The 22,774-nt window shown below is 49.2% G+C and carries 26 protein-coding genes; 13 read left to right on the top strand and 13 right to left on the bottom strand.

What is annotated here, in order from left to right; all coding sequences use genetic code 11:
• Nucleotides 1-6 precede the first annotated feature (6 nt).
• From XMD530_RS02840 to ribA, 7 genes are all read left to right on the top strand, one after another.
• A complete protein-coding gene (locus XMD530_RS02840) occupies nt 7-672 on the top strand; it encodes a riboflavin synthase (protein ID WP_173484448.1) in 666 nt (221 codons plus the stop codon).
• A gap of 13 nt (nt 673-685) precedes the next feature.
• Nucleotides 686-1,801: a bifunctional 3,4-dihydroxy-2-butanone-4-phosphate synthase/GTP cyclohydrolase II gene (gene ribBA / locus XMD530_RS02835; protein ID WP_173480131.1), complete on the top strand. Its 1,116-nt coding sequence runs from the start codon at nt 686-688 to the stop codon at nt 1,799-1,801.
• 6 nt (nt 1,802-1,807) lie between these two features.
• Nucleotides 1,808-2,281, top strand: coding sequence for a 6,7-dimethyl-8-ribityllumazine synthase (gene ribE / locus XMD530_RS02830; protein ID WP_173480132.1), 474 nt, complete (start codon nt 1,808-1,810; stop codon nt 2,279-2,281).
• Nucleotide 2,282: 1 nt separating this feature from the next.
• The gene (nusB, locus tag XMD530_RS02825) at nt 2,283-2,756 is read left to right on the top strand and encodes a transcription antitermination factor NusB (protein WP_173480133.1); all 474 of its coding nucleotides are present in this window, start codon (nt 2,283-2,285) and stop codon (nt 2,754-2,756) included.
• Nucleotides 2,756-3,724, top strand: a complete 969-nt coding sequence (thiL, locus tag XMD530_RS02820; protein WP_173480134.1) for a thiamine-phosphate kinase — start codon at nt 2,756-2,758, stop codon at nt 3,722-3,724. Before nusB ends, thiL begins: the two co-directional genes overlap by 1 nt.
• Nucleotides 3,717-4,190, top strand: coding sequence for a phosphatidylglycerophosphatase A (locus XMD530_RS02815; RefSeq protein WP_173506693.1), 474 nt, complete (start codon nt 3,717-3,719; stop codon nt 4,188-4,190). The genes thiL and XMD530_RS02815 overlap by 8 nt, the downstream gene beginning before the upstream one ends.
• 85 nt (nt 4,191-4,275) lie before the next feature.
• Entirely contained in the window at nt 4,276-4,887 is a 612-nt protein-coding gene (gene ribA, locus XMD530_RS02810) for a GTP cyclohydrolase II (RefSeq protein WP_173480732.1), read from the top strand.
• Between the two features lie 61 nt (nt 4,888-4,948).
• Here ribA and XMD530_RS02805 read toward each other — a convergent pair whose 3' ends face one another.
• The 6 genes from XMD530_RS02805 to XMD530_RS02780 form a co-directional block, all read right to left on the bottom strand.
• A complete protein-coding gene (locus XMD530_RS02805) occupies nt 4,949-6,718 on the bottom strand; it encodes a 1-deoxy-D-xylulose-5-phosphate synthase (RefSeq protein ID WP_173506692.1) in 1,770 nt (589 codons plus the stop codon).
• Complete coding sequence (locus XMD530_RS02800) at nt 6,718-7,602, bottom strand: polyprenyl synthetase family protein (protein WP_173506691.1); 885 nt, start codon at nt 7,600-7,602, stop codon at nt 6,718-6,720. The genes XMD530_RS02805 and XMD530_RS02800 overlap by 1 nt, the downstream gene beginning before the upstream one ends.
• Nucleotides 7,602-7,844: an exodeoxyribonuclease VII small subunit gene (locus XMD530_RS02795; RefSeq protein WP_173480138.1), complete on the bottom strand. Its 243-nt coding sequence runs from the start codon at nt 7,842-7,844 to the stop codon at nt 7,602-7,604. The genes XMD530_RS02800 and XMD530_RS02795 overlap by 1 nt, the downstream gene beginning before the upstream one ends.
• Nucleotides 7,845-7,903: 59 nt before the next feature.
• On the bottom strand, nt 7,904-8,680 hold the full coding sequence (locus tag XMD530_RS02790) for a sulfite exporter TauE/SafE family protein (RefSeq protein WP_173480139.1): 777 nt from the start codon (nt 8,678-8,680) through the stop codon (nt 7,904-7,906).
• A 91-nt stretch (nt 8,681-8,771) separates the two neighbouring features.
• Nucleotides 8,772-9,077 carry a cytochrome c5 family protein gene (locus tag XMD530_RS02785; RefSeq protein WP_173480140.1) on the bottom strand — a complete coding sequence of 102 codons (306 nt, stop codon included), beginning with the start codon at nt 9,075-9,077 and terminating at the stop codon, nt 8,772-8,774.
• A gap of 145 nt (nt 9,078-9,222) precedes the next feature.
• The gene (locus XMD530_RS02780; protein WP_173480141.1) at nt 9,223-9,408 is read right to left on the bottom strand and encodes a hypothetical protein; all 186 of its coding nucleotides are present in this window, start codon (nt 9,406-9,408) and stop codon (nt 9,223-9,225) included.
• A 137-nt stretch (nt 9,409-9,545) separates the two neighbouring features.
• Here XMD530_RS02780 and XMD530_RS02775 point away from each other — a divergent pair, with 137 nt between their 5' ends.
• Nucleotides 9,546-10,049, top strand: coding sequence for a methylated-DNA--[protein]-cysteine S-methyltransferase (locus tag XMD530_RS02775; protein WP_173480142.1), 504 nt, complete (start codon nt 9,546-9,548; stop codon nt 10,047-10,049).
• On the opposite strand, the gene XMD530_RS02770 is transcribed toward XMD530_RS02775, so the two are convergent.
• Nucleotides 10,046-10,492, bottom strand: coding sequence for a type II 3-dehydroquinate dehydratase (locus XMD530_RS02770; protein ID WP_173480143.1), 447 nt, complete (start codon nt 10,490-10,492; stop codon nt 10,046-10,048). The two genes, XMD530_RS02775 and XMD530_RS02770, sit on opposite strands and share 4 nt — an antisense overlap.
• A 145-nt stretch (nt 10,493-10,637) precedes the next feature.
• On the opposite strand from XMD530_RS02770, the gene XMD530_RS02765 reads away from it, so the two are divergent.
• On the top strand, nt 10,638-11,393 hold the full coding sequence (locus XMD530_RS02765; RefSeq protein ID WP_173480144.1) for a sulfite exporter TauE/SafE family protein: 756 nt from the start codon (nt 10,638-10,640) through the stop codon (nt 11,391-11,393).
• Nucleotides 11,394-11,506: 113 nt separating this feature from the next.
• Here XMD530_RS02765 and XMD530_RS02760 read toward each other — a convergent pair whose 3' ends face one another.
• From XMD530_RS02760 to dctP, 4 genes are all read right to left on the bottom strand, one after another.
• A complete protein-coding gene (locus tag XMD530_RS02760) occupies nt 11,507-12,373 on the bottom strand; it encodes a shikimate dehydrogenase (protein WP_173480145.1) in 867 nt (288 codons plus the stop codon).
• A gap of 12 nt (nt 12,374-12,385) precedes the next feature.
• The gene (locus XMD530_RS02755; protein WP_173480146.1) at nt 12,386-13,669 is read right to left on the bottom strand and encodes a TRAP transporter large permease; all 1,284 of its coding nucleotides are present in this window, start codon (nt 13,667-13,669) and stop codon (nt 12,386-12,388) included.
• Nucleotides 13,669-14,226 carry a TRAP transporter small permease gene (locus tag XMD530_RS02750; RefSeq protein WP_173480147.1) on the bottom strand — a complete coding sequence of 186 codons (558 nt, stop codon included), beginning with the start codon at nt 14,224-14,226 and terminating at the stop codon, nt 13,669-13,671. Before XMD530_RS02750 ends, XMD530_RS02755 begins: the two co-directional genes overlap by 1 nt.
• A gap of 86 nt (nt 14,227-14,312) precedes the next feature.
• A complete protein-coding gene (gene dctP, locus XMD530_RS02745; RefSeq protein WP_173480148.1) occupies nt 14,313-15,317 on the bottom strand; it encodes a DctP family TRAP transporter solute-binding subunit in 1,005 nt (334 codons plus the stop codon).
• A 257-nt stretch (nt 15,318-15,574) separates the two neighbouring features.
• On the opposite strand from dctP, the gene XMD530_RS02740 reads away from it, so the two are divergent.
• The 3 genes from XMD530_RS02740 (at nt 15,575) to XMD530_RS02730 (ending at nt 19,421) form a co-directional block, all read left to right on the top strand.
• Nucleotides 15,575-16,225 (top strand): TetR family transcriptional regulator, encoded by a 651-nt coding sequence (locus tag XMD530_RS02740; protein WP_173480149.1) that lies wholly within the window; start codon nt 15,575-15,577, stop codon nt 16,223-16,225.
• A 73-nt stretch (nt 16,226-16,298) separates the two neighbouring features.
• Nucleotides 16,299-17,450: a sugar MFS transporter gene (locus XMD530_RS02735; protein WP_173506690.1), complete on the top strand. Its 1,152-nt coding sequence runs from the start codon at nt 16,299-16,301 to the stop codon at nt 17,448-17,450.
• 120 nt (nt 17,451-17,570) lie between these two features.
• Nucleotides 17,571-19,421: a bifunctional sugar phosphate isomerase/epimerase/4-hydroxyphenylpyruvate dioxygenase family protein gene (locus tag XMD530_RS02730; protein ID WP_173505801.1), complete on the top strand. Its 1,851-nt coding sequence runs from the start codon at nt 17,571-17,573 to the stop codon at nt 19,419-19,421.
• A gap of 200 nt (nt 19,422-19,621) precedes the next feature.
• On the opposite strand, the gene XMD530_RS02725 is transcribed toward XMD530_RS02730, so the two are convergent.
• Both XMD530_RS02725 and XMD530_RS02720 read right to left on the bottom strand, forming a co-directional pair.
• Nucleotides 19,622-20,812 (bottom strand): ROK family transcriptional regulator, encoded by a 1,191-nt coding sequence (locus XMD530_RS02725; protein WP_173480152.1) that lies wholly within the window; start codon nt 20,810-20,812, stop codon nt 19,622-19,624.
• A gap of 2 nt (nt 20,813-20,814) precedes the next feature.
• Complete coding sequence (locus XMD530_RS02720; protein WP_173480153.1) at nt 20,815-21,591, bottom strand: ATP-binding cassette domain-containing protein; 777 nt, start codon at nt 21,589-21,591, stop codon at nt 20,815-20,817.
• Between the two features lie 189 nt (nt 21,592-21,780).
• Here XMD530_RS02720 and XMD530_RS02715 point away from each other — a divergent pair, with 189 nt between their 5' ends.
• Nucleotides 21,781-22,710 carry a sugar ABC transporter substrate-binding protein gene (locus XMD530_RS02715; RefSeq protein WP_173480154.1) on the top strand — a complete coding sequence of 310 codons (930 nt, stop codon included), beginning with the start codon at nt 21,781-21,783 and terminating at the stop codon, nt 22,708-22,710.
• The last annotated feature ends 64 nt before the right edge of the window (nt 22,711-22,774 follow it).

The raw sequence follows: 22,774 nt of genomic DNA, 5'->3' as shown, positions 1-22,774 counted from the left end.
CAGAAGGTGTTTACCGGAATTATAGAAGCGATCGGTACCGTCGCTGCCAAACAAGAGGTTGGTGGCGACCTTCGATTGACCCTAGCAACGGGTCAATTGGACATGTCCGATGTGGCGTTAGGCGACAGTATTGCCACCAATGGGGTCTGCCTCACCGTGATTGAGTATGATCAACAACATTTTACGGCCGATGTTTCGCAAGAGAGTCTGGCACATACTCGATTGATGGATCTGCGACCCGGTGAAGCGGTCAATCTGGAAAAAGCACTGCTGCCAACAACCCGTTTAGGCGGGCACTTAGTCTCTGGACATGTCGATGCTGTGGGTAGCATCGCTTCCATTGAGCGCGATGCCCGCTCAGTGCGCATAGCCGTCGACATGCCTAGCTCGTTAGCTCGCTATATCGCGCCGAAGGGATCGGTTACAATAGACGGTGTAAGTTTGACGGTGAACAGCGTTGATGAACACAGCTTTTACCTCAACATTGTGCCTCATACGGCAGATACAACGATCATTAGTCAGTATGAAGTGGGGCATGGTGTTCATATCGAAGTAGATATGATCGCTCGCTACTTGGAGCGTTTGCTTCAAACGAAACAGGAATCTGAATCGTCCAGTGAAGGGATTTCATTGGAGATGTTGGCCTCTGCAGGCTTTATGCACAGGCGTTAATTTAGGAGTGGATATGCAATTAAACAGCGTCGAAGAGCTACTCGACGACATTCGCCAAGGTAAGATGGTTATCTTGATGGATGATGAAGATCGTGAGAATGAAGGTGATCTAGTGATTGCGGCCGAAATGGTGCGTCCAGATGACATCAACTTCATGGCAAAGAATGCCCGCGGTCTAATCTGTCTTACCTTGACGCGTGAACACTGTGAACGTCTGAACCTCCCGCTGATGGTGCAGAGCAACGGTGCAGCCTACTCCACCAACTTCACGGTCTCTATTGAAGCGGCTGAAGGTGTGACCACGGGTATATCAGCCGCTGATCGTGCTCATACTGTGCGTACAGCCGTGCGTGGTGATGCTAAACCTGAGGATATCGTTCAGCCAGGTCACATCTTCCCATTGATGGCACAGCCAGGTGGTGTATTAAGCCGTGCAGGTCATACAGAAGCGGGTTGTGATTTGGCTCGTATGGCAGGTATGAGCGCAGCGTCTGTGATCGTCGAAGTGATGAACGAAGATGGCACCATGGCGCGTCGTCCCGACCTTGAGATCTTTGCCAAAGAGCACGGTTTGAAGATCGGTACTATTGCGGATCTAATCCACTACCGTACGACTAATGAGCAGACAGTGACGGTGGCAGACACAGGTTCACTGGAGACAGATTACGGTCAGTTTAATTACACGACCTATAACGATGAGATCCTCGGCTGTACCCACCTTGCACTTCACAAAGGTGATATCAGTGCTGATGAGCCGACTATGGTTCGTGTACACAACCGCTCTGAAGTTCTGCGTGACGTGGTTGGCGTAGCTGAGGAGAGTGAAGCTAAGTGGACACTGCGTCGCGCACTAGAGCGTATCGCTGCAGAAGGTAAGGGTGTTGCCCTGCTTCTGGATAGTGGTAATCGCATCGATCTTGGCGACTCTATCAGCCAGATCACCAGTGGTTCTAAACCGTCTAAAGTGAATGTCAGCGCGTCCGGCGCTTACCTGACAGTCGGTACAGGTTCACAGATTCTACGTGATCTTGGGGTAGGCAAAATGCGCCTGCTCAGTTCACCAATGAAATTTAATGCAATCTCAGGCTTTGATCTTGAGATTGATGAATACATCCCTTTTGCAGAGTAAAAGATCATGAGTGTAAAAGTAGTTGAAGGCGATTTTGTCGCTGCAAATGGTCGCTACACAATCGTTGTTGGCCGTTTCAATTCATTTGTCGTAGAGAGCCTATTAGAAGGTGCTATCGACGTTCTTAAACGCCACGGCGTTTCTGAAGATAATATCCGCATCGTTCGTGTACCGGGTGCGTTTGAGATTCCATTGGCGGTTAAGCGCGTCGCTCAACAGAAACAAGATGATGCAATCATCGCACTGGGTGCGGTAATTCGTGGTGGTACGCCACACTTTGAGTACGTCTCTAACGAAGCGTCTAAAGGTGTAGCCCAGGTATCTCTCGACTTTGATATCCCAGTTGCAAACGGCGTTCTGACAGTGAACTCTATCGAGCAGGCAATCGAGCGCTCTGGCACGAAAGCAGGTAACAAAGGCGCTGAAGCCGCGCTATCAGCTGTTGAGATGGTGAGTCTTCTTCGCCAACTTGAGGTTTAAGATGAGCGAAGAACAGGCTCCTAAGCGCAAAAAAGTCTCTAATACAGAGAAGCGTCGCAACGCTCGCAGCTTTGTGCTGCAGGCACTCTACTCTCAAGAGCTGACAAAAAACCCAACGAATGAGGTAGAGGCTCATTTTCGTGTCGACAACGACATGAGTGAAACCGATGTACCGCTCTTCTCTGAACTGTTGCAAGGCGTGAATGCGCAAAAAGCAGAGCTTGATCAAGCGTTTAACATCTATCTGGATCGTAACGTCGAAGAGTTAGATCCGGTGGAAGTGAGCGTACTTCGTATCGGTGCTTATGAGCTGATCAATCGTATCGAAGTCCCTTATAAAGTCGCTATCAACGAGAGCGTTGAGTTGGCGAAAATTTTTGGGGCAACCGAGAGCCACAAGTACGTTAATGGCGTCCTCGATAAGCTGGCGCAAAAAGTCCGCGCTGTCGAGATCAAAGCCAACCGCGGTAAGTAATGCCAGGCGAATTCGATCTGATTCGCCGCTATTTTGACTCCATCAGTGGCGATCATCCCAGTGTTCAACTCGGCATTGGTGATGATTGCGCTCTGTTAACGTCCAGTCCCCATACCGAACTCGCTATCTCTGTCGATACGCTGGTTGAAGGTGTTCATTTTCTACCGGACATCGATCCAGAAGATTTGGCGTGGCGATTAGTTGCCAGTAGTGTCAGCGACTTGGCGGCAATGGGGGCATTCCCCAAATGGCTGACACTTGCCTGTACACTGAATGGGCCTACGCGAGAGTGGTTAGCAGCCTTCTCAAAAGGTTTAGCAGAGGCCTGTCATCACTACTCACTGATATTGGTCGGCGGGGATACCACCTCAGGGCAACAACAAGTGTTTACGGCTCAGGTGCATGGAGAGGTTCCGTTAGGCATGGCGCTTAAACGTAGCGGTGCTAAAGCTGGCGATGCCATTGTGGTCAGCGGCACTCTAGGCGATTCCCGAGCCGGATTAGCGCTATTAACTGCTGAGTGTGAAAGTGGGTCTGATTACCTACTTGAACGCTACTATCGCCCAACCGCGCGACTTGCGCTGGGTGAGGCGCTGCGTGGAATTGCGAATTCAGCCGTGGATGTGTCGGATGGTCTATTAGCGGATCTTGGGCATCTATTAACCGCTTCGGGTGTTGGGGCAGAGATCCATACTGAGTCACTACCTCTATCAGCCGACATTAAAGATCTTGCCCCAGATTTGGCAGAGAGATGGGCGCTTTCAGGCGGTGAGGATTTTGAACTCTGCTTTACACTTCCACAGGATAGAGTGCCTGAACTTCAACAAATCAGTGAACGTCTAGCACTACCCCTGACTCTAGTAGGCAAGATCACACAACAAACAGGGATCACACTGTTGAAATCGGGCGAACCTGTGCCTCTGCCTGCCTCATTGGGTTTCAACCATTTTGGAAACGAACATGAATAGAGCGCCTGCCAGTATCTGGCGAAACCCCATTCACTTTTTAGCCTTTGGTTTGGGCAGTGGTGCCGCGCCAAAAGCACCCGGCACCGTCGGTACGCTTGCGGCCATTCCTATTTGGTACCTATTCAACGATTGGGCACTGATACCCTATCTTTTATTAATGTTGGTGACCTTTTTATTGGGTTGCTGGTTGTGTGGCAAAACCTCAGACGATCTGGGTGTTCATGATCATGGCGGCATTGTCTGGGATGAGTTTGTTGGCCTATGGATTACCTTTATTGCGCTTCCGACGGGCTGGGAGTGGGTCGTGTTCGGGTTTGTGATGTTCCGTCTATTCGATATCTGGAAGCCCTGGCCGATAGGCTGGGCAGACCGACGCGTCTCGGGTGGCCTAGGCATTATGTTGGATGATCTATTGGCTGGATTGATGGCGCTAGGGGTCGTGCAAGCGGTAAACTACCTTGTATAGCAATCTGCTTTAGTGATCTGGTCGTAATACTTTTCACTAATTCAGAGGTAAAGATGCAAGGATGCATCGAATTGAGGATAAGATTTTGGATATTAAACTGATAGCGGAATGTAAACTGCCAATGCCTATGGGTGTATTCCGTATGGTTGGTTTCGAAGAGGTCGAGAGCGGTAAAGAGCACATCGCGCTGGTATACGGTGATGTTGCAGGTGACGAACCCGTTCTAGCCCGCATGCACTCAGAGTGTCTAACAGGTGATGCCTTGTTCAGCTTGCGCTGTGATTGTGGCTTTCAACTGCAAGAGGCCCTAAAGCGCATTACCGAAGAGGGCAAAGGCGTTCTGCTCTACCTACGCCAAGAGGGCCGTGGTATCGGTCTTTTGAATAAGGTCAAAGCCTACAACCTGCAAGACTCTGGCTGTGACACGGTAGAGGCCAATGAGCGCTTAGGCTTTGCCGCTGATATGCGTAACTACTCAATGTGTCAGCCAATGTTGGATGCGATCGGTGTTAAGAGCGTTAACTTAATGACCAACAACCCGCGTAAAGTCGCTGCACTCGAAGAGTATGGTGTGAATGTCTCGTCGCGTGTGCCACTGCAAGTCGGTAAGAACCGCTACAACGAGCACTACCTAGAGACGAAAATGGGTAAACTCGGTCATATGATGAGCGAAGTGCATTTCAAACCGGATGCTTAATGGCATAGGTTGGTACTGATTTGGTGCATTGATAAACCTCAGCAGCAGTGCTGGGGTTTTTTTAGGTCTGTAGAAAGTGCTCTATCTGCTCTCGAATTGAGTCAGCATCTAAGCCGGCATCTTGTAACTGTTCATCCCGAGTCGCATGCTCAATCCAACGATCGGGAATGCCAAGGTTAAGACAACGTAAGTTCTGGCCATTATGAGTCAGCCACTCATTCACAGCACTGCCCGCTCCGCCCGCAATAGCCCCATCTTCCAGGGTGATAAAGTGAGAGTAAGTATTCACTAGCTCTTCAAGCATAGCTTCATCGAGTGGTTTGACGAAGCGCATATCGATTAAGCCAAGATCCAACTGATCAGCGACCTGCTCGGCTGCTGGTAAAAGAGGGCCAAAGTTGAGTATAACGCCACCTTTACCAACTCTTACCAACCGGCTTTGACCCATGGCTAAGGACGCTAATGGAGTTCTGCTCTTAACGCCTTCGCCTCGAGGGTAGCGGACCACAGCACAGCCATTGTATTGGTAGCCTAGAGTCAGCATCTGCTGCTGCTCATCCAGTGTGGAGGGCGTCATAATGACAACCTCGGGTAGCGAGCGAAGCATTGGGATATCGAAGATACCTGAGTGGGTTGGACCATCTTCCCCAACCAATCCTGCACGATCTACAGCGATCAAACAGTCGAGATTTTGCAGGGCGATATCGTGGATGACCTGATCCAAAGCGCGCTGCAAAAAAGTTGAGTAGATTGCCAGAACCGGTTTCATCCCACCTACCGTAAGGCCGGCTGCAAAGGTGGCTGCGTGCTGTTCTGCAATGGCAACATCAAAGTAACGTGTTGGGTATTGGTCAGCGAATTGCACAAGGCCAGAACCCTCCCTCATGGCCGGGGTAATCGCGACTACTCGAGGGTCACTTGAAGCAGTTTCACAGATCCATTGGCCAAACTGATCGCTGTATTTCAGATTAGGAGCACTGATCTCTGATGGTTTTTCCAGTTTAGTGATGGCGTGATAGCCGACCGGATCCTCTTCAGCTGGCTTAAACCCAAACCCCTTACGAGTTCTAATATGCAGGAATTGAGGCCCTGTTTGGCTCAATGACTGCTTAAGGGCAGGGATTAATTGGCTCAGGTCATTACCATCAATAGGGCCAGAGTATTCAAAGTTCAGTGCTTCAAATAGAGGCATCACAGGGTTAGTGGGTGCTTGCTCACGTAGATTCTTGGCTAGATAGGTGGCCAATCCCCCTTGGTTGGGCGAGATCGACATGTCGTTATCGTTCAGAATGACGAGTAGATTCGCATCAGTATGTGCTGCGTGGTTGAGTGCTTCAAAGGCCTGACCAGCCGTCAGAGCCCCATCACCTATAACAGCCACCGATTTACGATCATTGCCTTGCAGTGTGTCGGCAATCGCCATGCCGAGAACGGCGCTGATAGAGGTGCTGGAGTGCCCAGTGCCAAAGCAGTCGTAAATACTCTCAGCTCGATCGGGAAAGGGAGTAAGCCCCTCTCGTTGCCGTATGTTAAGCATCGCCTCACGACGACCCGTCAGAATTTTGTGCGGATAGGCTTGGTGACCTACATCCCAAACCAGATGATCGTCTGGTGTGTCTAATAGCTGGTGAAGCGCTAGTGTCAGTTCGACAACCCCTAGTCCGCCACCAAGATGTCCCCCAGTCTGACCGACACAGAAGAGCAGATAGAGACGTAACTCATCCGCTAGCTGCTGTAATTGGCCCAGATTCAACCCTTTTAAATCTGAAGGGGTGTCAATCTGGTCCAACAGTGGAGTCGCAGGACGTTGTGTGGGGATATCAGTAATCATTAATGGTTACGGGCAATGACAAAATCAGCAAGGGCTATTAATGACTGGTTACGTTCACCGAAGGTTTCTAGAGCTTCAATCGCCTGTTGGTGCAATTCATTCAACCACTGCTTGCTTTGAGTAAGCCCAATAAGTGCAGGGTAGGTGGCTTTGTCTCTCTCTTCATCAGAACCTTGGGGTTTGCCCAGTTGTTCTGTGGTGCTTTCGATATCTAAGATGTCATCTTGAATCTGAAATGCTAGTCCAATCTTTTGCGCGTAACGATCGAGTGCCTCTAGATCCGTATCGGTAGCATTACCACTGGCTAAAGCGCCTAAACGCAGAGCTGCACGAATGAGTTCGCCCGTTTTAGCTGCGTGCATGCTTTTCAGCTGCTCTAGACTCAGTCTTTTACCCTCTGAGCCTAGGTCAAAGGCTTGGCCATCAACCATACCCAGATCACCACTGCATCTTGCTAGGGTATGAATCATCTGTAACTGAGTGGACGCTGGTAGTGCATCAATAGGCTGGCTGAGCAGTTCAAATGCCCAGGTTAGCAGTGCATCACCGGCTAATATGGCGGTCGCTTCATTGAATTGGATATGGCAGGTTGGTTTGCCGCGGCGCAGCTCATCATTATCCATAGCTGGTAGATCGTCATGCACCAGTGAATAACTATGAACACACTCCAAAGCACACGCGGCGGTATCCGCTTGCTCAATCTGACCACCTAGTAACTCATTGGCCAGGTAGACCAGCGTAGGACGAAGGCGTTTACCACCATTCATTAGGCTGTAGTGCATCGCCTGATGAAGGCTAGGGTCAATCCCGTTACGCTCAGCTAAACGTTGACTGAGCTCAGCTTCAACTCTCTGTCGGTACAGGGCTAACATCGGTTGCGGCATTAGGCTTGTTCAGATTCGTTAAACGGTTGTTCTACCAGCTCGCCGGATTGCTCTGTTAGCATCACGACTTTCTGTTCAGCCGATTGCAGAATGTTTTGGCATTCGCGGGTCAGGCTGATCCCCTCTTCAAAGGATTTTAGTGCCTCTTCGATAGAGAGGTCCCCCTTCTCCATCTCTGAAACCAGAGCTTCTAACCGTTTTAGGGAGCCTTCGAAGTCAGTTGTCTGTTTACTTTCTGCCATGATTACTCAGTCCTTAAATTTAGGAAACCTGCGAACAAGCTTTGTAGTATACCTTGTCCTTAAGCAAAGGTCCGTGCAATACCGATGGTGCTGGTAATGATCAGCACTGTGCCAATAATTTTGAAGAAACGGGCGGAATCGGTCTTGACCAGATAGCGGTGCAGCTTTTGCCCAAGAAGGTGGCCGATGAATGCGCAGGGCAGCAACCAGAGGTGGTGGATTAACTGCAGATCGACGCCTACGACAAAGAAGGATCCCATCTTGATAACCACCAGAATGAACCAGAGAACAAACAGAGTATCGCGCAGTTGCTCTTTAGCGACATGGCTAGCGTAGACGGCCATGACCAGTGGCGCTGCAATCAAAGAAGTACCACTGACATAGCCTCCCAGCATTAAGAAGAGGTTATCGATCCAAGCGGAGTTGCTTTTAAAGGGTTTATTAAGAATGTAACCAATTGAATAGACGATGACGATGACAAAAATTAGCCCAGACATGATCTCGTTGGGCAGTGTTAAGAGCCCGAATACCCCAATCAGCTTCGGGATAATCATCACTTTTAGGGTTTTCTTCAGATAGGGCCAATCGACATTCTCTTTGAGCCCACTGGTTCCCAAACGCTTCGCTTTGAAATGATTCCCCAGCGTAATAGCCCCTGAAAAGATGAGCAGGTGCACGGCGATTATGGGCAGAAAGATGAGGGGATCATCAACGATTAACAGCAGAAACGGTAGGGCGAGTACGGCACCACCAAAGCCAAGGCCGGTTCGAACAAAGCCGCTCCAGACAAAGATGAGTGCAATGAGAAGGTATTGCCACCAGATTAGATCAGACAAGCTGTACCCCGAGAGTTTTTAAGAGCCGCTATTGTATGCCAGAAAACAAAAAACCGGCACTAGGCCGGTTATTTGTAGAGACGTCTAAAACTTATTTAGAGGAATCTAGCATGTGTTGGATAGCGCCCTGAAGTTCAGCATCAGAACAATCCATGCAAGTACCCATTGGAGGCATTGCGTTGATACCCGTCTTAGCAGTCGCTAGAAGCGCATCGATACCTTTAGCGGCACGTGGAGCCCATGCTGCAGCGTCACCCATTTTAGGAGCGCCAGCAACGCCAACCATGTGACAAGCTAGACAGTATGTGTTGTATACAGTTGCGCCATCACGCTCAGCCATTGCAGTTGCAGGAACCATAAGAGCAGCGGCTGTTAGGCCAAGTAGAGTCTTTTTCATTATATCCACCTCAATTCATGAACTTTCGTTTGCTCTTATGGAGCTAAATTTAGCTTAGAGCGCCCGATCGAATAAGTTTATAACCAAAGGTTCGTGTAAGTCCAATTAATCTACGAAGATGAGGGGCTATTGGAGCAATTAGCGTCTAAAGTCGCATCGCAAAGCTGGCTTGCGAGTGTTGAGCTAGACCTCTTTTAGAGGTTTCATGCTCGCGTTCGATCTTTTTCAACGCAGCATCAAGATCGGTGCGGTCAATATTAGGTTGGTTTTTAAGCTCAGAAACGTTAAAGCCACGATGGTGCATTCTTACTAGCGCATCACTATGATTCATTGTGCAGCTACCTTTTTATTGTTTATCAATTTAGTAGCGTGATTAAACGCCTTAAACATGACAGTTTGGTGACGTTTGCGTTAACAATTTATAACGTTGGGCCTATCTCCTTTGTGGATTAATATCGAGATGACAAAATGATAAAACTGATCAACGACTCAGATGTGATGGTTTCTGAACAGGCCCAACACTCTTGTTATAAAGAGACTACAGCGGGTCTGCTTAAAATAGTTTGGTGCGAACAGGGAATTTTAGAGAGCTCCTTCGTCGATGCAGAGGCCATCCCACCCAATGAGGATTACTGTCAATTTAAGCAATTCATCCTCACTAACGGTGGTCAGTTACCTTTGATCGTCTCTGGTACAGATTTTCAAAAGGCGGTCTGGCAGCGGATTGCTGTTAGCAAAGTAGGTGAAGTGTTGACTTATAAACAGCTAGCGGAAGAGGTTGGTAAGCCAGCAGCGGTTCGAGCTGTGGGTAGTGCTCTAGGTAAAAACCGACATGCCTATTTAATACCTTGTCACCGTGCGGTGCGTTCTGACGGGGGATTAGGGGGCTTTCGTTGGGGGGTGGAACGAAAAAGCCACCTGCTTACATTAGAAGCCGGTGGCCTTGATTTGGTTAAGCAGATTCTTGCTTAGGCTTTAAGCGCATCCGCTGCTGCGGTAATACCCAACTTGTAGCTGGTCAAACCAAAGCCTGATATCTGACCAATAACGACCTGTGAGAAGACCGATTTATGTCGGAACTCCTCGCGCGCGTGAACGTTGGACATGTGCACCTCAACGATAGGGCCTTTGTCTTTGAATATCGCCAACGCATCGGTGAGACCGTAGCTGTAGTGAGTCCAAGCACCTGCGTTGATAACGATCGCATCAACATCTTCCAAAAAGGCTTGATGAATTTTGCGTGCCAGCTCACCTTCGATGTCTGTCTGGTAGCACTCAAGCTCACACCCCTGCTCAGCAGCCCAATTAGCTGCGGCCGATTCGATATCTTGCAGCGTAAAGGTGCCGTAATGTTTCGGATCACGCTTGCCGAACATTGCGTGGTTGATGCCGTGAAGCAGAAGTATTTTTGCCATGGTTCTATCCTTAACTGTTTGCCAGAGAACTGGTCATATAGGCCTAGTCTAAGATCCTGCCGCATGAGTGCAACATCTTTTGTACATAGATTGAAAAAGAGCCGTATACTTTGAAGCTCTTTATGTTCAGTGCAGGTTTCCCTAATTGATTGAATTTGGAAGTACAGCCTTTGTCATTGCGTTGATTGCCGCCTGGTTTGTTGGCCTATCAAAAGGTGGATTGCCCATCATTGCTATGTTGTCGGTGCCGATCCTCTCCCTAGTGATGTCACCTATGACGGGTGCCATTCTGTTGCTACCCATCTATATCATCAGTGACATGGTGGCGGTGTGGCTCTATCGAAAACACTTCTCAATGATCAATCTGAAAAATCTTATCCCCGCGGGTCTGCTAGGGGTGTTTATTGGTTGGGCAACGGCATCCATTGTCTCTGATCAGTTTGTCGCCCTGCTGATCGGTATTATGGGCCTCACGTTTGTCTCCTATATCTGGTTTGGAAAGCGCCAAGTAAAAGAGGCGAAAAAACCGACCAAAGTGGGCGGTTGGATCTGGGGCACCATTGCCGGTTTTACCTCGTTTATCTCCCATACTGGTGGCCCACCCTTTCAGGTCTATGTTCTGCCACAAAAACTGGAGAAACTGGTGTTTGCCGGGACAGCAACGCTCTTCTTTGCTGTGATCAACCTCTCAAAACTGCCACCCTACCTAGCGCTTCGTGGCTACTCCACAGAGGATTTAACGCTGGCGCTTTGGATGGTGCCCAGTGCACTGTTGGGTACCTTTATGGGGGCTAAGCTGACTAAGATTTTGAAGGATCGATGGTTCTTTGGCTTAGTAGAAGTCGGACTGTTGCTGGTCTCTATAAAGCTGATCCACGGAGTAGTAATCGACTCATTATGAGTAACATTGGTGACAGGCTTCAGCCTGTCATCCGCATTCTTGTTACGCTCAGAATTAGCAGGTGCTGATAAAGCGGATGACTGGTTAAAACCAGTCACCGGAGCGATGGCAAACTATTTTAATTTAATAAACGTGCTCTGAATGTCAAACTCTTCAATGAAGCGACCCAAAGCTTCATGACCATCGGCTTTGATGCCAGCAAAGGTATCAAAGGCATCAATGCCCTGGTGGAAGAAGAGGTCAAAGCCACTGACGATATCTAAACCCGCTTCGTGTGCAGCAGTCAAAAACTCAGTCTCTAATGGGACATAGACCGCATCAAACGCCCACTCTTGGCCACCAAATAGTTCTGGATCAAGTGGGATACCTGGTGTAGCGTAATGTCCTACGGGCGTACAGTTGACCAAACCGTTTGCGGCTTTAGCTGTTTCGGCTAGCTGCTCTTTAGAGATAACCTCAGCGTTGTACCCTTTAGCCCGTACTGCAGCCGCTAACGCTTCAGCCCCTTCAATGTTCAGGTCAAAGATGTTCAGCTTAGTTGCGCCACAATGGAACAGTCCAAAGGCAACCGCACGTCCGACACCGCCGGCGCCTAGCATCAGTACTTCACCTGCTGGCTTGTCACCACGTTGAGCTTTGTAGCCGTGAATAAAACCGGTGTAATCCGTGTTTGTTGCCTTTACAGCACCATTGGCTAGGTAGAGTGTATTGGTTGCACCTACTTCACGTACCGCTTCATCGGGCTCATCAACGAACTCAACGGCAATGGATTTGAAGGGGAAGGTGACGTTGCAACCGGTAAATCCATCATTACGAAGTGATTGAAGCATGGTTTTAAATGCCTCTTTGTCACTTTGACCCGGATCCTTCAAGTCGTAAGAGACATCAAAGCCATAGATATCGCCCAACATCTTGTGCAGGAAAGGGGCACGCGATTGTGAGATTGAGTTACCGATTAAACCCAGTTTAAGTTGCTTCATAGCTGTCATCCTTTACAGCAAGCCCAGTGCTGTTGGTAATCCAATCACCAAATCTGGAACGAACGTGATAATAATAAGAACTAAAAGCTCCACTAAGAATAGCGGCAAAATCACCTTGCTCAGCTTCGCCATACCGACCTTAGCGATGGAGTCCGCGACAAACAGGCAGAGTCCCATTGGTGGTGTGATCAAGCCAATCATTAGGTTGAAGATAATTATGATGCCAAGGTGAGTTGGGTCGACGCCTAGACTCACAGCAATTGGGTGCAGAATCGGCACCAGTACCAACATTGCCGCGATGCCCTCTAGGAACAGACCGACCACTAAGAAGAGAATGATGACGCCGACTAAGAACATCCACTGAACCGTCATGTACTCCAAGGCGAAGTCAGTGATCATGTTGGGAACGCGGTTGTAGTTCATCAACCAGTTAGCAGCAGCAACCGCACCGATAACGACCATGATGATCGAGCTGTCGCGCATCGCTCGGGCGAAAAGACCGGCCAGTTTAGAGACTTTCAGCTCTTTGAAGACAAAGATTCCGACAAACAGGGCGTAGGCCACGGCAAAGCTGGCCGCTTCCGTTGGCGTCACGACCCCCATCAGTATTGAGCCAACCACGAAGACAGGCATCAATAGAGGAATAATCCCTTGGATCAGGGCGCGAGAGTTGCTCTGCTTTTCGCCAAGTTCGTGCTCTGTGCCCTGCTTCTCGTAGTGGCCTTTGAAGAAGTAGACGTAGACCGAAAGGAAGATCGCAAGCATTACACCGGGAACCACACCGGCCATGAATAGCGCGGGTACCGAGACACCCGTCACAGTCAGGGCATAGATGATGACAGGAATCGATGGTGGAATAATCGGACCAATGACGGAAGAGGCCGCCGTAATGGCAGCAGCAAACTCACGTGGGTAGCCTTTCTTCTCCATCTCTGGAATAAAGACACGACCAATCGCCGATGTATCCGCAACCGCAGAGCCAGAGAGACCGGCAAATATGACCGAAGCCCAGATATTCACCATGGCTAAGCCGGCACGCATTTTGCCGACCAAAACGTTCGCAAATGCGATGATACGACTGGTGATACCCGACTCATTCATCAGCTCGCCGGCAAGAATAAATAGAGGGATCGCCAATAGTGGGTAAGAGGCCATGCCACCAAACATCTGTGTTGCCACGATGCGAAGATGGTATGGGAATTCGCCCACAGCCATGAAGTAGAGCAGTGCAGCGATGATGGCAAAAGCGATGGGTAGGCCAATAAAGATACCGCCTAGAAGAATGGCATAAGTCATTAGAATGCGCCCTCCGCTTCATGTTGATCGGTATTCGCAGCTCGATTTAGCAGGCGCAGTAGTGCTGCTACTGCAAGCATGGCGCCACCCAGCACCATAGCGAAGTAGTAGGGGTACATCTGCCCAAGAACCGCAAGCTGTTCGATACCGAATAGATCTCGAAGTTCACGCGCACTTGAAAGGATGCTGGATGCATCGACTTTGCCGCGCTTCATCATGAAGAGGTAGCCGGAGTAGCTCAACAGCGCACCTATAACGACCATGCAGAGGTCCACAAAGAAATTGATCGGTTTGTGGGCTGCTTTAGGCAGCAGACCCGCGACAAGATCAAAAGAGACATGGCGATCGAGCAGGTAAGCCCAAGCCATGCCAAACATAATTCCGTAGACTGCCAGGTAGACGGGTAACTCCTCGCCCCATGGGATCGACTCTCCGATGGTGTAACGGCGTACTGAGTTTATGAAGATGATCAGGAACACTGAAGCCATAGAGATGGCTGAACCTGCTGCAAAAAAGGTACCGACGAAGCGGGTCACCTTACGCAATAGAGTGTGCATAAGTCATACCGACAGTTATAAGTTTTTTGAGAAATAGGCTCCGACCGGATGGTCGGAGCCGTGCAAACCTGAAGAGGTTTGGAGTATTACTTAGAAGCAGCTTCTACAGCAGCGTCTAGTTTAGCGATCCACTCATCGCTACCTAGCTCTTTAGCAAGCCACTCTTTAACCGCTGGCTGTGCAAGCTTCTTGAACTGAGCCATTTCGTCAGCTGTTGGTGAGTGTACTTTCATACCTTCAGCAACCACTTTCGTTACGCCTTCAGCCGTGTTGAACTGCTGAATTGCGCGACCCATTAGGCCTGCAGTACGAGCGGCTTTAGCAATGATGTCCTGCTCAGCAGCGCTTAGAGACTGGAAGAATTCGTCGTTGATTACGATGAAGTCAGCAGCGTAAACGTGGCCATCAAGAACCATGTACTTCTGTAGCTTGTGAAGGTTGTTGTTGTAGATAGTGCCGACAGGGTTTTCCTGACCGTCAACAACACCAGTTGTAAGTGCGTTTGGAAGTTCAGACCAAGCGATAGGCGTTGGTTCACCGCCAAGACCTTCAACCATCTCTACGTATAGAGGGATTGGCTGAACGCGGAACTTAAGACCTTTCATGTCTGCTGGAGATTTGATCTCACGAACGTTGTTAGTGAAGTTACGGAAACCTGTCTCACCGTATGCAAGTGTGCGTAGGCCAGTCTCTTCTAGACAGTGTGCAGCAAGATCTTGACCAAACTGACCGTCAAGTACGTCCCAGGCGATCGTTGCGTTTGAGAATGTGTAAGGAATGTTTAGAACGTCAGCTTCTTTACAGATTTTAGCCATAGCGCCAGAAACGATCGCCATGTGCGTAGTGCCTTCCTGTGCTTGCTGAACTAGATCGCCTTCGTTACCTAGAGCTTTTGCTGGGAAAAGTTCTACTTTGATATCTGTCTCACCTTCAACAATGTTTTTGAAGATGACACCAGCAGCACCTTTTTTAGATGTCTGCCAGTCAGCGCCGTCAACGTGACCTAGTTTGATAGTGGGTGCTGCAAAAGTTGAAACAGAAGCAGCCGCTACAGCAGTAGCAACAAGAGTTTTTAGCATCGCCTTTTTCATTGGGCTCTCCAATTTATTATCGTTTCACGCCTAGAGATGACGTTTCCAAGATTTTTTGTAGCAAGATGTCTAAAACCACCTACCCCAAGCAAGCTGGTTTTATTGTCTTGCTCTTAGCTTTTGTACTACTTGGTTAAAACTAAGTAGTGCAAATTTGCCATAGCCCTATACAGGCATTCAAGCTTTTTGTACTATTTGGTTAAAACAATTTGTTAGAACCTTTATAACCGTTTTTTAAACGTTTGGTTAAAAGTAAAATGAGTATCCCTTCTACATCGAACCGTTCAGCCGCAAAAAAACGTAATCCTGAAGCAGTTAAAGCCAATATCCTGCGTGTCGCCACCGAAGAGTTTGCCACCTCAGGCTATGCCGGTGCGCGGGTCAATGTGATCGCTGAAAAAACCGATACATCCAAGCGGATGATCTACTACTACTTTGGCGATAAAAAAGAGCTCTACCGTACCGTTCTTGAGGCTGCCTACCGAGATATCCGTTTGGGCGAGCAACAGCTGCATTTGAATGATCTCAATCCCGAGCAGGCGCTTCGCTCACTGGTGGCGTTCACTTTTGAACATCAGCGCAACAATCCGCAGTTTATTCGCCTGGTTATGATTGAGAACATTCACGAGGGACGCAATCTGATCGCAAAAGAGGCGTTTGAGGAGGTTAACAACCCTGCAATCGATCGGCTTGGCGAGATCTACCAACGAGGTGTTGAGGAGGGTGTTTTTCGATCGGGCATCAGTGTCATTGAGCTTCACTGGTTGATCAGTTCAGCCTGTTTCTTCAATAACTCAAACCGCTCAACCTTCAGTGCAGCCTTTGGCAACGATCTATTTACGGAAGAGGGGCAAAGTCATCTTAATCAGCAGGTACAAGAGATGATCCTGCGCTTTGTCGCCAACTGATATTTAAGAACATTTTGGATTGGTAACTTCATTACAGCTTCGCTAGATTGAAGCTCTTTTTAGTGAGTTTTACATGCATCCTAGCCGCCTTCTTTTAATTCTCTGTTTTATCGCGTTCATCTCCTTAGGCCTGCCTGATGCGCTGCTCGGTGTGGCTTGGCCCACTATGGCCGATGAGTTCTCAACCACTCTGGATCGTCTCGGAATCATCATGACCGGCGGAACCGTCGGTTATGCTCTGAGCAGCTTCATGATCGGTGCAATTGTTAATCGTATTGGATTGGCTGGCCTGCTGATTCAAAGTGCTTCACTTACCGTCATCGCATTGGTGCTGTTTATGGTTGTGCCTGACTGGTATTGGATGCCCTTTGTCGCACTGATTGCCGGTCTGGGCGGTGGTGGTATCGATGCGGGCCTCAATGCCTATGTGGAGAAACACTACTCAAGCCGTATCATGCAGTGGTTGCATGCCAGTTTTGGTGTCGGAGTCACTCTAGGTCCTGCCATCATGACCCTATCGCTGGCGATGACAGGTCTGTGGCGGCCTGGCTATCTGTTGGTCGCGTTTTTGATGTTATTGATGCTTTCTGCTTTTATCCACTATCGCGGCTTATGGAGTGACCAGCCTAGTGCTGGTGAACCGGAAGAGCAGGGTAATGCCAGCATGCTCGCCACGCTCAAACTACCGGCGGCATGGCTAAGTATGTTGGCCTTTTTTCTCTACACCTCGGCCGAAATTGGTTTGGGCTTTTGGGCATTTACCCTGTTGACGGAATCGCGGGATGTGGTCCTTGCCACGGCAGGGCTTTGGGTAACGATCTATTGGGGCTCTTTTACCCTTGGTCGAATCCTTGCTGGCCTGCTTGCGCCCAAGTTTGGTGAGATGAACCTGACGCTCTTCGGTCTGTTAATGTCACTGATTGGATTGGTTCTGTTCACCCTTCAATTAGGTGGGCCAGGTGGGGTCTATGGGCTTGCTCTGGTCGGCCTTGGCTTTGCACCAACCTTCCCAGCACTGCTTTCAACCACCTCAAAGCGAGTCCCAAAATCGCATGTGACCAACCTGATCGGCATGCAGATCTCTGCTGCCGGAGTTGGTTTAGTGGTTATGCCACTCTCCTTGGGGCTTATAGTCTCTAGTGTCGGATTGGAAGCGCTGGCGCAGGTTTTCTTGGGCATGACCGCCAGCGTCTTTTTGCTGCTTACCTTGATTGGTAAAAGATAAATTTCCTTTAAGTTATATCTAATCAATTAAATACTATTTATTAATTTAAATGGTATTTGCTAATATGCACTCATAGTTTTGAACCGTTTGGTTCAAAGTAACCCAATGTGAGTCCTCATTATGAAAACATCCATTGCTACCGTTACTCTCTCTGGCAGTTTGCCAAACAAACTTGAAGCCGCTGCGGATGCGGGTTTTGATGCGGTTGAGATTTTTGATAATGACCTGATTCAGTTTGCTGGTTCACCTCGTGAGGTGAAGTCGATTGCCGATGACTTAGGTTTGGATATTCTAGCGCTGCAGCCGTTTCGTGATCTGGAAGGTCTGCCTGCTGAGTTAAAGCGTCAAAAGTTCTATCACATGCAGAGTCGATTCGAGATGATGCATGAGCTGGGCACTCAACGAATTTTGTGCTGCTCTAGTGTCTCTCCTCATGCCAGTGATGATCGTGCACGCTGTGCTGCGGACCTTTACGAAGCGGCTGAGCTGGCAGCAAAAGAAGGTTTTATTATGGGTTACGAGGCGCTCTCTTGGGGGCGCTTCATCGCTGATTATGAGGATGCTTGGGATCTGGTAAAGCGTGCCGATCATCCTGCGCTGGGCATTAACCTTGATACCTTCCACATGTTCTCTCGAGGTAATACGCTCGACTGTCTGCGCGATGAGATTCCTGTTGATAAAATCGCCTTGGTTCAGGTGGCCGATGCGCCTGTGATGCACTTGAGCGATTTGATGAGTTGGAGCCGTCACTACCGCAGCTTCCCGGGTCAGGGTGATCTTCCGGTCGTTGATTTCATGAAAGTCTTGTGTGACAAAGGCTTTGATGACTACGTTTCGCACGAGATCTTCAATGATGAGTTCCGTGCTTCTCCTGCCAAAGAGCGTGCAGTAGATGGTATGCGTTCATTGATCTGGTTGGATAAGCAGTGCAAGGATGAAACGCCTAAAGCTGAGATTACTGACGTTGAGTTCATTGAGTTTGCGATTGCTGGTGAAGAGGGTGAATCGATCGTCTCTATGTTGAATTCATTAGGCTTCCAAGAGACGCACAAACACCTCTCTAAAGATGTCGGTCTGATGCAGATGGGTGATGTAAACCTTGTGCTTAACCGCGAGCCTGCCAGCCAAGCTCACCAGCACTTCCAGCTGCACGGCGCATCAGTTTGTGCTTTGGCACTGACGACGTCGAGTGTCAAAGAGTCGTTGAAACAGGCAGACGAGTATCAAATCAAACGCTTCAATAACACAGCAGGCCCAGGTGAGTTGAATATTCCAGCGCTGCGCGGTGTTGGAGACAGTTTGGTCTATCTGGTTGAGCGTCATAAGAAGTTCCGTTTCTTTGATGTCGATTTTGAATCGGTCGAGGGAGTAGAACTACCCAAAGTGGGCGTTAAGCGCGTCGATCATATGGCACAGTCTGTTACCAATACCGATTTCCTATCGGCGGCGTTCTTCTATAAATCAGTGTTCAACTTTGACATTACACCGGTACAGGATCTGCCTGACATTTATGGCCTAGTGACCAGTCGAGTGGCCTCTAGTCAGAACGGGCAGGTGAAGATTCCAATCAACATGACTGAGGCTCGTCAGGCGTCACCGCAGCGCTTTATTCAGCGAACCCATGGTGCCGGTATGCAGCAGATCGCATTTGAGTGTGAGGATATTTTGGCTTTTGCAGCGCAGGTCAATCCGGAATCGGTGTTGCCGGTACCCAACAACTACTACCGTGAAATAAAGGGTAAGTTTGGTCTCTCTGCTGAGCGAATTGAGACCTTACAGCGCTTTAATATTCTTTACGATGCGAATGATGACGGTGAGTTTTTGCACTTCTACACGCGCGAAGTACAGGGTGCATTCTTCGAAGTTGTGCAGCGTATCCGTGGGTATCAGGCCTACGGTGAAGCGAATGCACATATCCGCTTTGCAGCGCAGGCGGCGTTGCGTGAGTATGAAACGAATTTGGTGCTTTGATCTTCGCTGAGTATTTGTTGGAGCTTTCTCGAAGAGGAAGCGATGCAGGTTTTGCACATCGCGGCCTTTTTAAGACCGCTCCAACGAACGCTCTTTGTTGGAGCCTTATCGAAGATGAGGCGAAAGGTTTGAAAGAGAATCGCGGCCTTTTTAAGACCGCTCCAACAGGGGGCTAGAGGATCGCTCCAACTGCATAGCAACTACTGTGCGGCTTTAAGGAAGGCTTGGTTATCTAAGCCAAAGTTAGAGTAGATCGGCAGGAGTGCACCGCCTAACGCGCGGGCTTCAAATCCAAGGTTGCCTGCGATCACCGGGGGTTTGTTGAGACCTTCCCAGTTCACATCGCTCGAAGCACGGTTGATCGCCAGTACTAAGTACTGTGTCGCGACCGCCGGTAGGCGTCCATCAATGATCACACCATCTGGATCCACAAAGGCAGCACCTGCCGCAATAGTCTGGGCAATGTAGGGTGCTGCGTTGTCAGCCCACTCTGTAAACAGAGCCCAGGCATCCTGTTCTAGGGTTTCCGATAGATTGGCAAAATCCGCCACGATCGATTCTGATTTCAATCGTTTATCAAGCTGGTGCAGTGACGCATAGTGAATCAGTTGCTTGCCATTGGCGCTCGGAACTGAACCCAGTGCACCGGCATTGGCATGGCTGCCTGGAAGAATCTGTCCGTTAAGAACGACACCACCACCGATGAACGTACCCACGTAGAAGTAGAGTAGGTTCTCCCAGCTCTGCGGATTACCGTAGGTTAGCTCGGCTAGGCAAGCTGCTGTTGCATCGTTCAGCATGGCCGCATCTAGGTCGGTGACCTTCTTTAGTTCTTCGAGCAGATCGATTTTCGCCCACTCAGCTAAAGCCTCTTTCGCTTCAATTAGCTCATCGCCCCAACCTTCCAGCGCAAACGGCGCTGCCAGGCCAACACCGGTAACGCGATCGCGTTGCATCTCGTCAAGAGGTTCAAGAAGCGTGTTGATGCTCTGCTCGATCTTGGCATAGACCTCTTTAGGCGTCGGGAAGGGGTATTCGTGCGATATGCGGGTACGAATATTCCCTGTCATATCCATAAACAGCACCTCCAACGAGGCGCGGCCAATTTTGACACCGATACTGTACGCCCCTTCAGGATTGAGTGCGTAGGGGGTAGAAGGCTGTCCCAAACCGCCGCGGCGTTTAGTGCCTGCGATTAACAGGTCCTGTTCCATCAATCGATTAATGATCGTTGATGCGGTTTGTGGAGTAAGGTTGGTTGCTTTGGCAATTTCGGCTTTCGTCAACGCATCATGCTCACGAATTAACGAGAGGATGAGTCGTTCATTGTATTGGCGAACACCGACCTGGTTTGAACCAGAGGCGCGTTGAGAAGCCGAAGCGCTGCGCATAATTAGATGTAACTCGCGTTTTCGTGGACACCCTGATCCGCTGCACCGGTGATCAACGAGACGATCTCGTTGCCGGTCGTTTCAGCCGCTACAACGTTGCCAACGATACGACCTTGGCGGAAGACAATAATGCGATCCACAAGGTTAAAGACTTGGCGAAGGTTGTGACTGATCAAAATTAGGGGAATGCCTTGGTCTTTTAAGCCACGAATAATGTTTTCAACACGCGTGGTCTCTTGGATACCCAAAGCTGCGGTTGGCTCATCCATGATGATCAACTTCTCACCCCAGCCCGCTGCACGGCTGATCGCTACACACTGGCGTTGACCACCCGACATGCCACGTAAGGACTGGCTTAGGTCAGGAATCTTAACGCCGGTCTTTTCAAGCAGTGCTTCTGACTCTTGGCGCATCCCTTTCTTGTCCATCCAGCTGAATGGGCCAAGATTGAATTTGGTCTTTTCACGTCCCAAAAAGATATTGGCTGGCACGTCTAGTTCATCTGCCAGTGCCAAGTTTTGATACACGGTCTCAATACCAGCATCGCGAGCCTCAAGAGGAGAGTCGAAGTTGACCTCTTCACCATAGAATTTGATCGAACCGCGAGTGCGTTGCTCTACACCGGTTAGGTTACGAACGAAGGTCGATTTACCCGCACCGTTATCTCCAACAATCGCTACGTGCTCACCCGGAGCAAGATCAAAGTCCGCATCATTCAGCGCGTGTACACCGCCGTAGTGCTTGGTTAACCCTCTGATCTCTAAGACTTTTTGAGACACTTTAAGACTCCTGAACGAAAATTCTCTTTATTTGAATGTGACTAAATATGACTAACAATTAATAGCGAGTCAATAATTAAATCAATTCAATTTAATTATTGACAGGGCGCTATAAAGTATTAGAAGATCGCTGTTAGGCATCGAAATAGACCGCCGAAAACAAAAACAAACAAATGTGGAGATCTACACATGAAATTGAAAAAAATGCTTAGCGTAATGGCTGCTGGCGCACTTATGTCTGGCTCTGTATACGCAGGTTCTATCGGCTACATCACTAAATCAGCAACAAACTCAGGTTGGATGATGATCAACCAGGGTGCAGCAGACGCAGCTCAAGAAGCGGGCGTTGACCTAGTAACTGTAGGTCCAGCATTCCAAGGCGACCTATCAAGCCAGCTAGAAGTGTTCGAAAACCTAGTAGCACAGGGTGTGGATGCAATCGGTATCGCGCCAGTTGACTCTTCAGGTGTTGCTCCAGCAGTAAACGATGCAATGGATGCAGGTATCCCTGTTGTTGCAATCGATACTGGCGTATCAGGCGCTGCAGTGACGTCATTCGTTGCTACAGACAACTACGCAGTGGCTAAAGTACAGGGTGCTGTTGCAGCAACTCTGATCAACGATGGCGATGCGATCATCTACGTGACGGGTAACCAAGCTCAGTCTACTGGCCAAGAGCGTCGTAACGGCTTCGTTGAAGCGTTCAAAACAGCTCGTCCAAACTCTGAAATCTTAGAAGTACCAACTGAGTGGGACTCTAACCAAGCTCAGGAAGGTGTTGAAGCGATCCTAAACTCACGCAGCGACATCAAAATGGTTGCTAACGCATGGGACGGCGGCACTATGGGTGCTAAAGCAGCGATGGAAAACCTTGGCCTAGGCGCAGGTGACATCAAACTGGTTGGTTTCGACGGCGCAACTGACGCAATCGAAGCGATGGATAAAGGTTGGGTACACGCTGACACAGCTCAGATGCTTTACCAGATGGGTTACCAAGGCATCAAAGCTGCGGTTGCTGCATCACAGGGTAAAGATGTATCACCACGCATCGACACTGGTTTCTTCCTAGTGACTCCATCTACTTCAGGTGCTTACAAAGACCTAGTAGGTATCAAGTAAGTTTTACTTACACTCCGTCGAGATCGGGCATTAGCCCGATCTCTTCTTTAACTGTTTAAAACAA

Origin of the sequence: Marinobacterium sp. xm-d-530 (genome assembly GCF_013283365.1) — a bacterium.
Lineage (GTDB): Bacteria > Pseudomonadota > Gammaproteobacteria > Pseudomonadales > Balneatricaceae > Marinobacterium_E.
The sequence above is the reverse complement of the archived record's forward strand: the minus strand, read 5'-3'. Positions and strand labels throughout refer to the sequence as shown.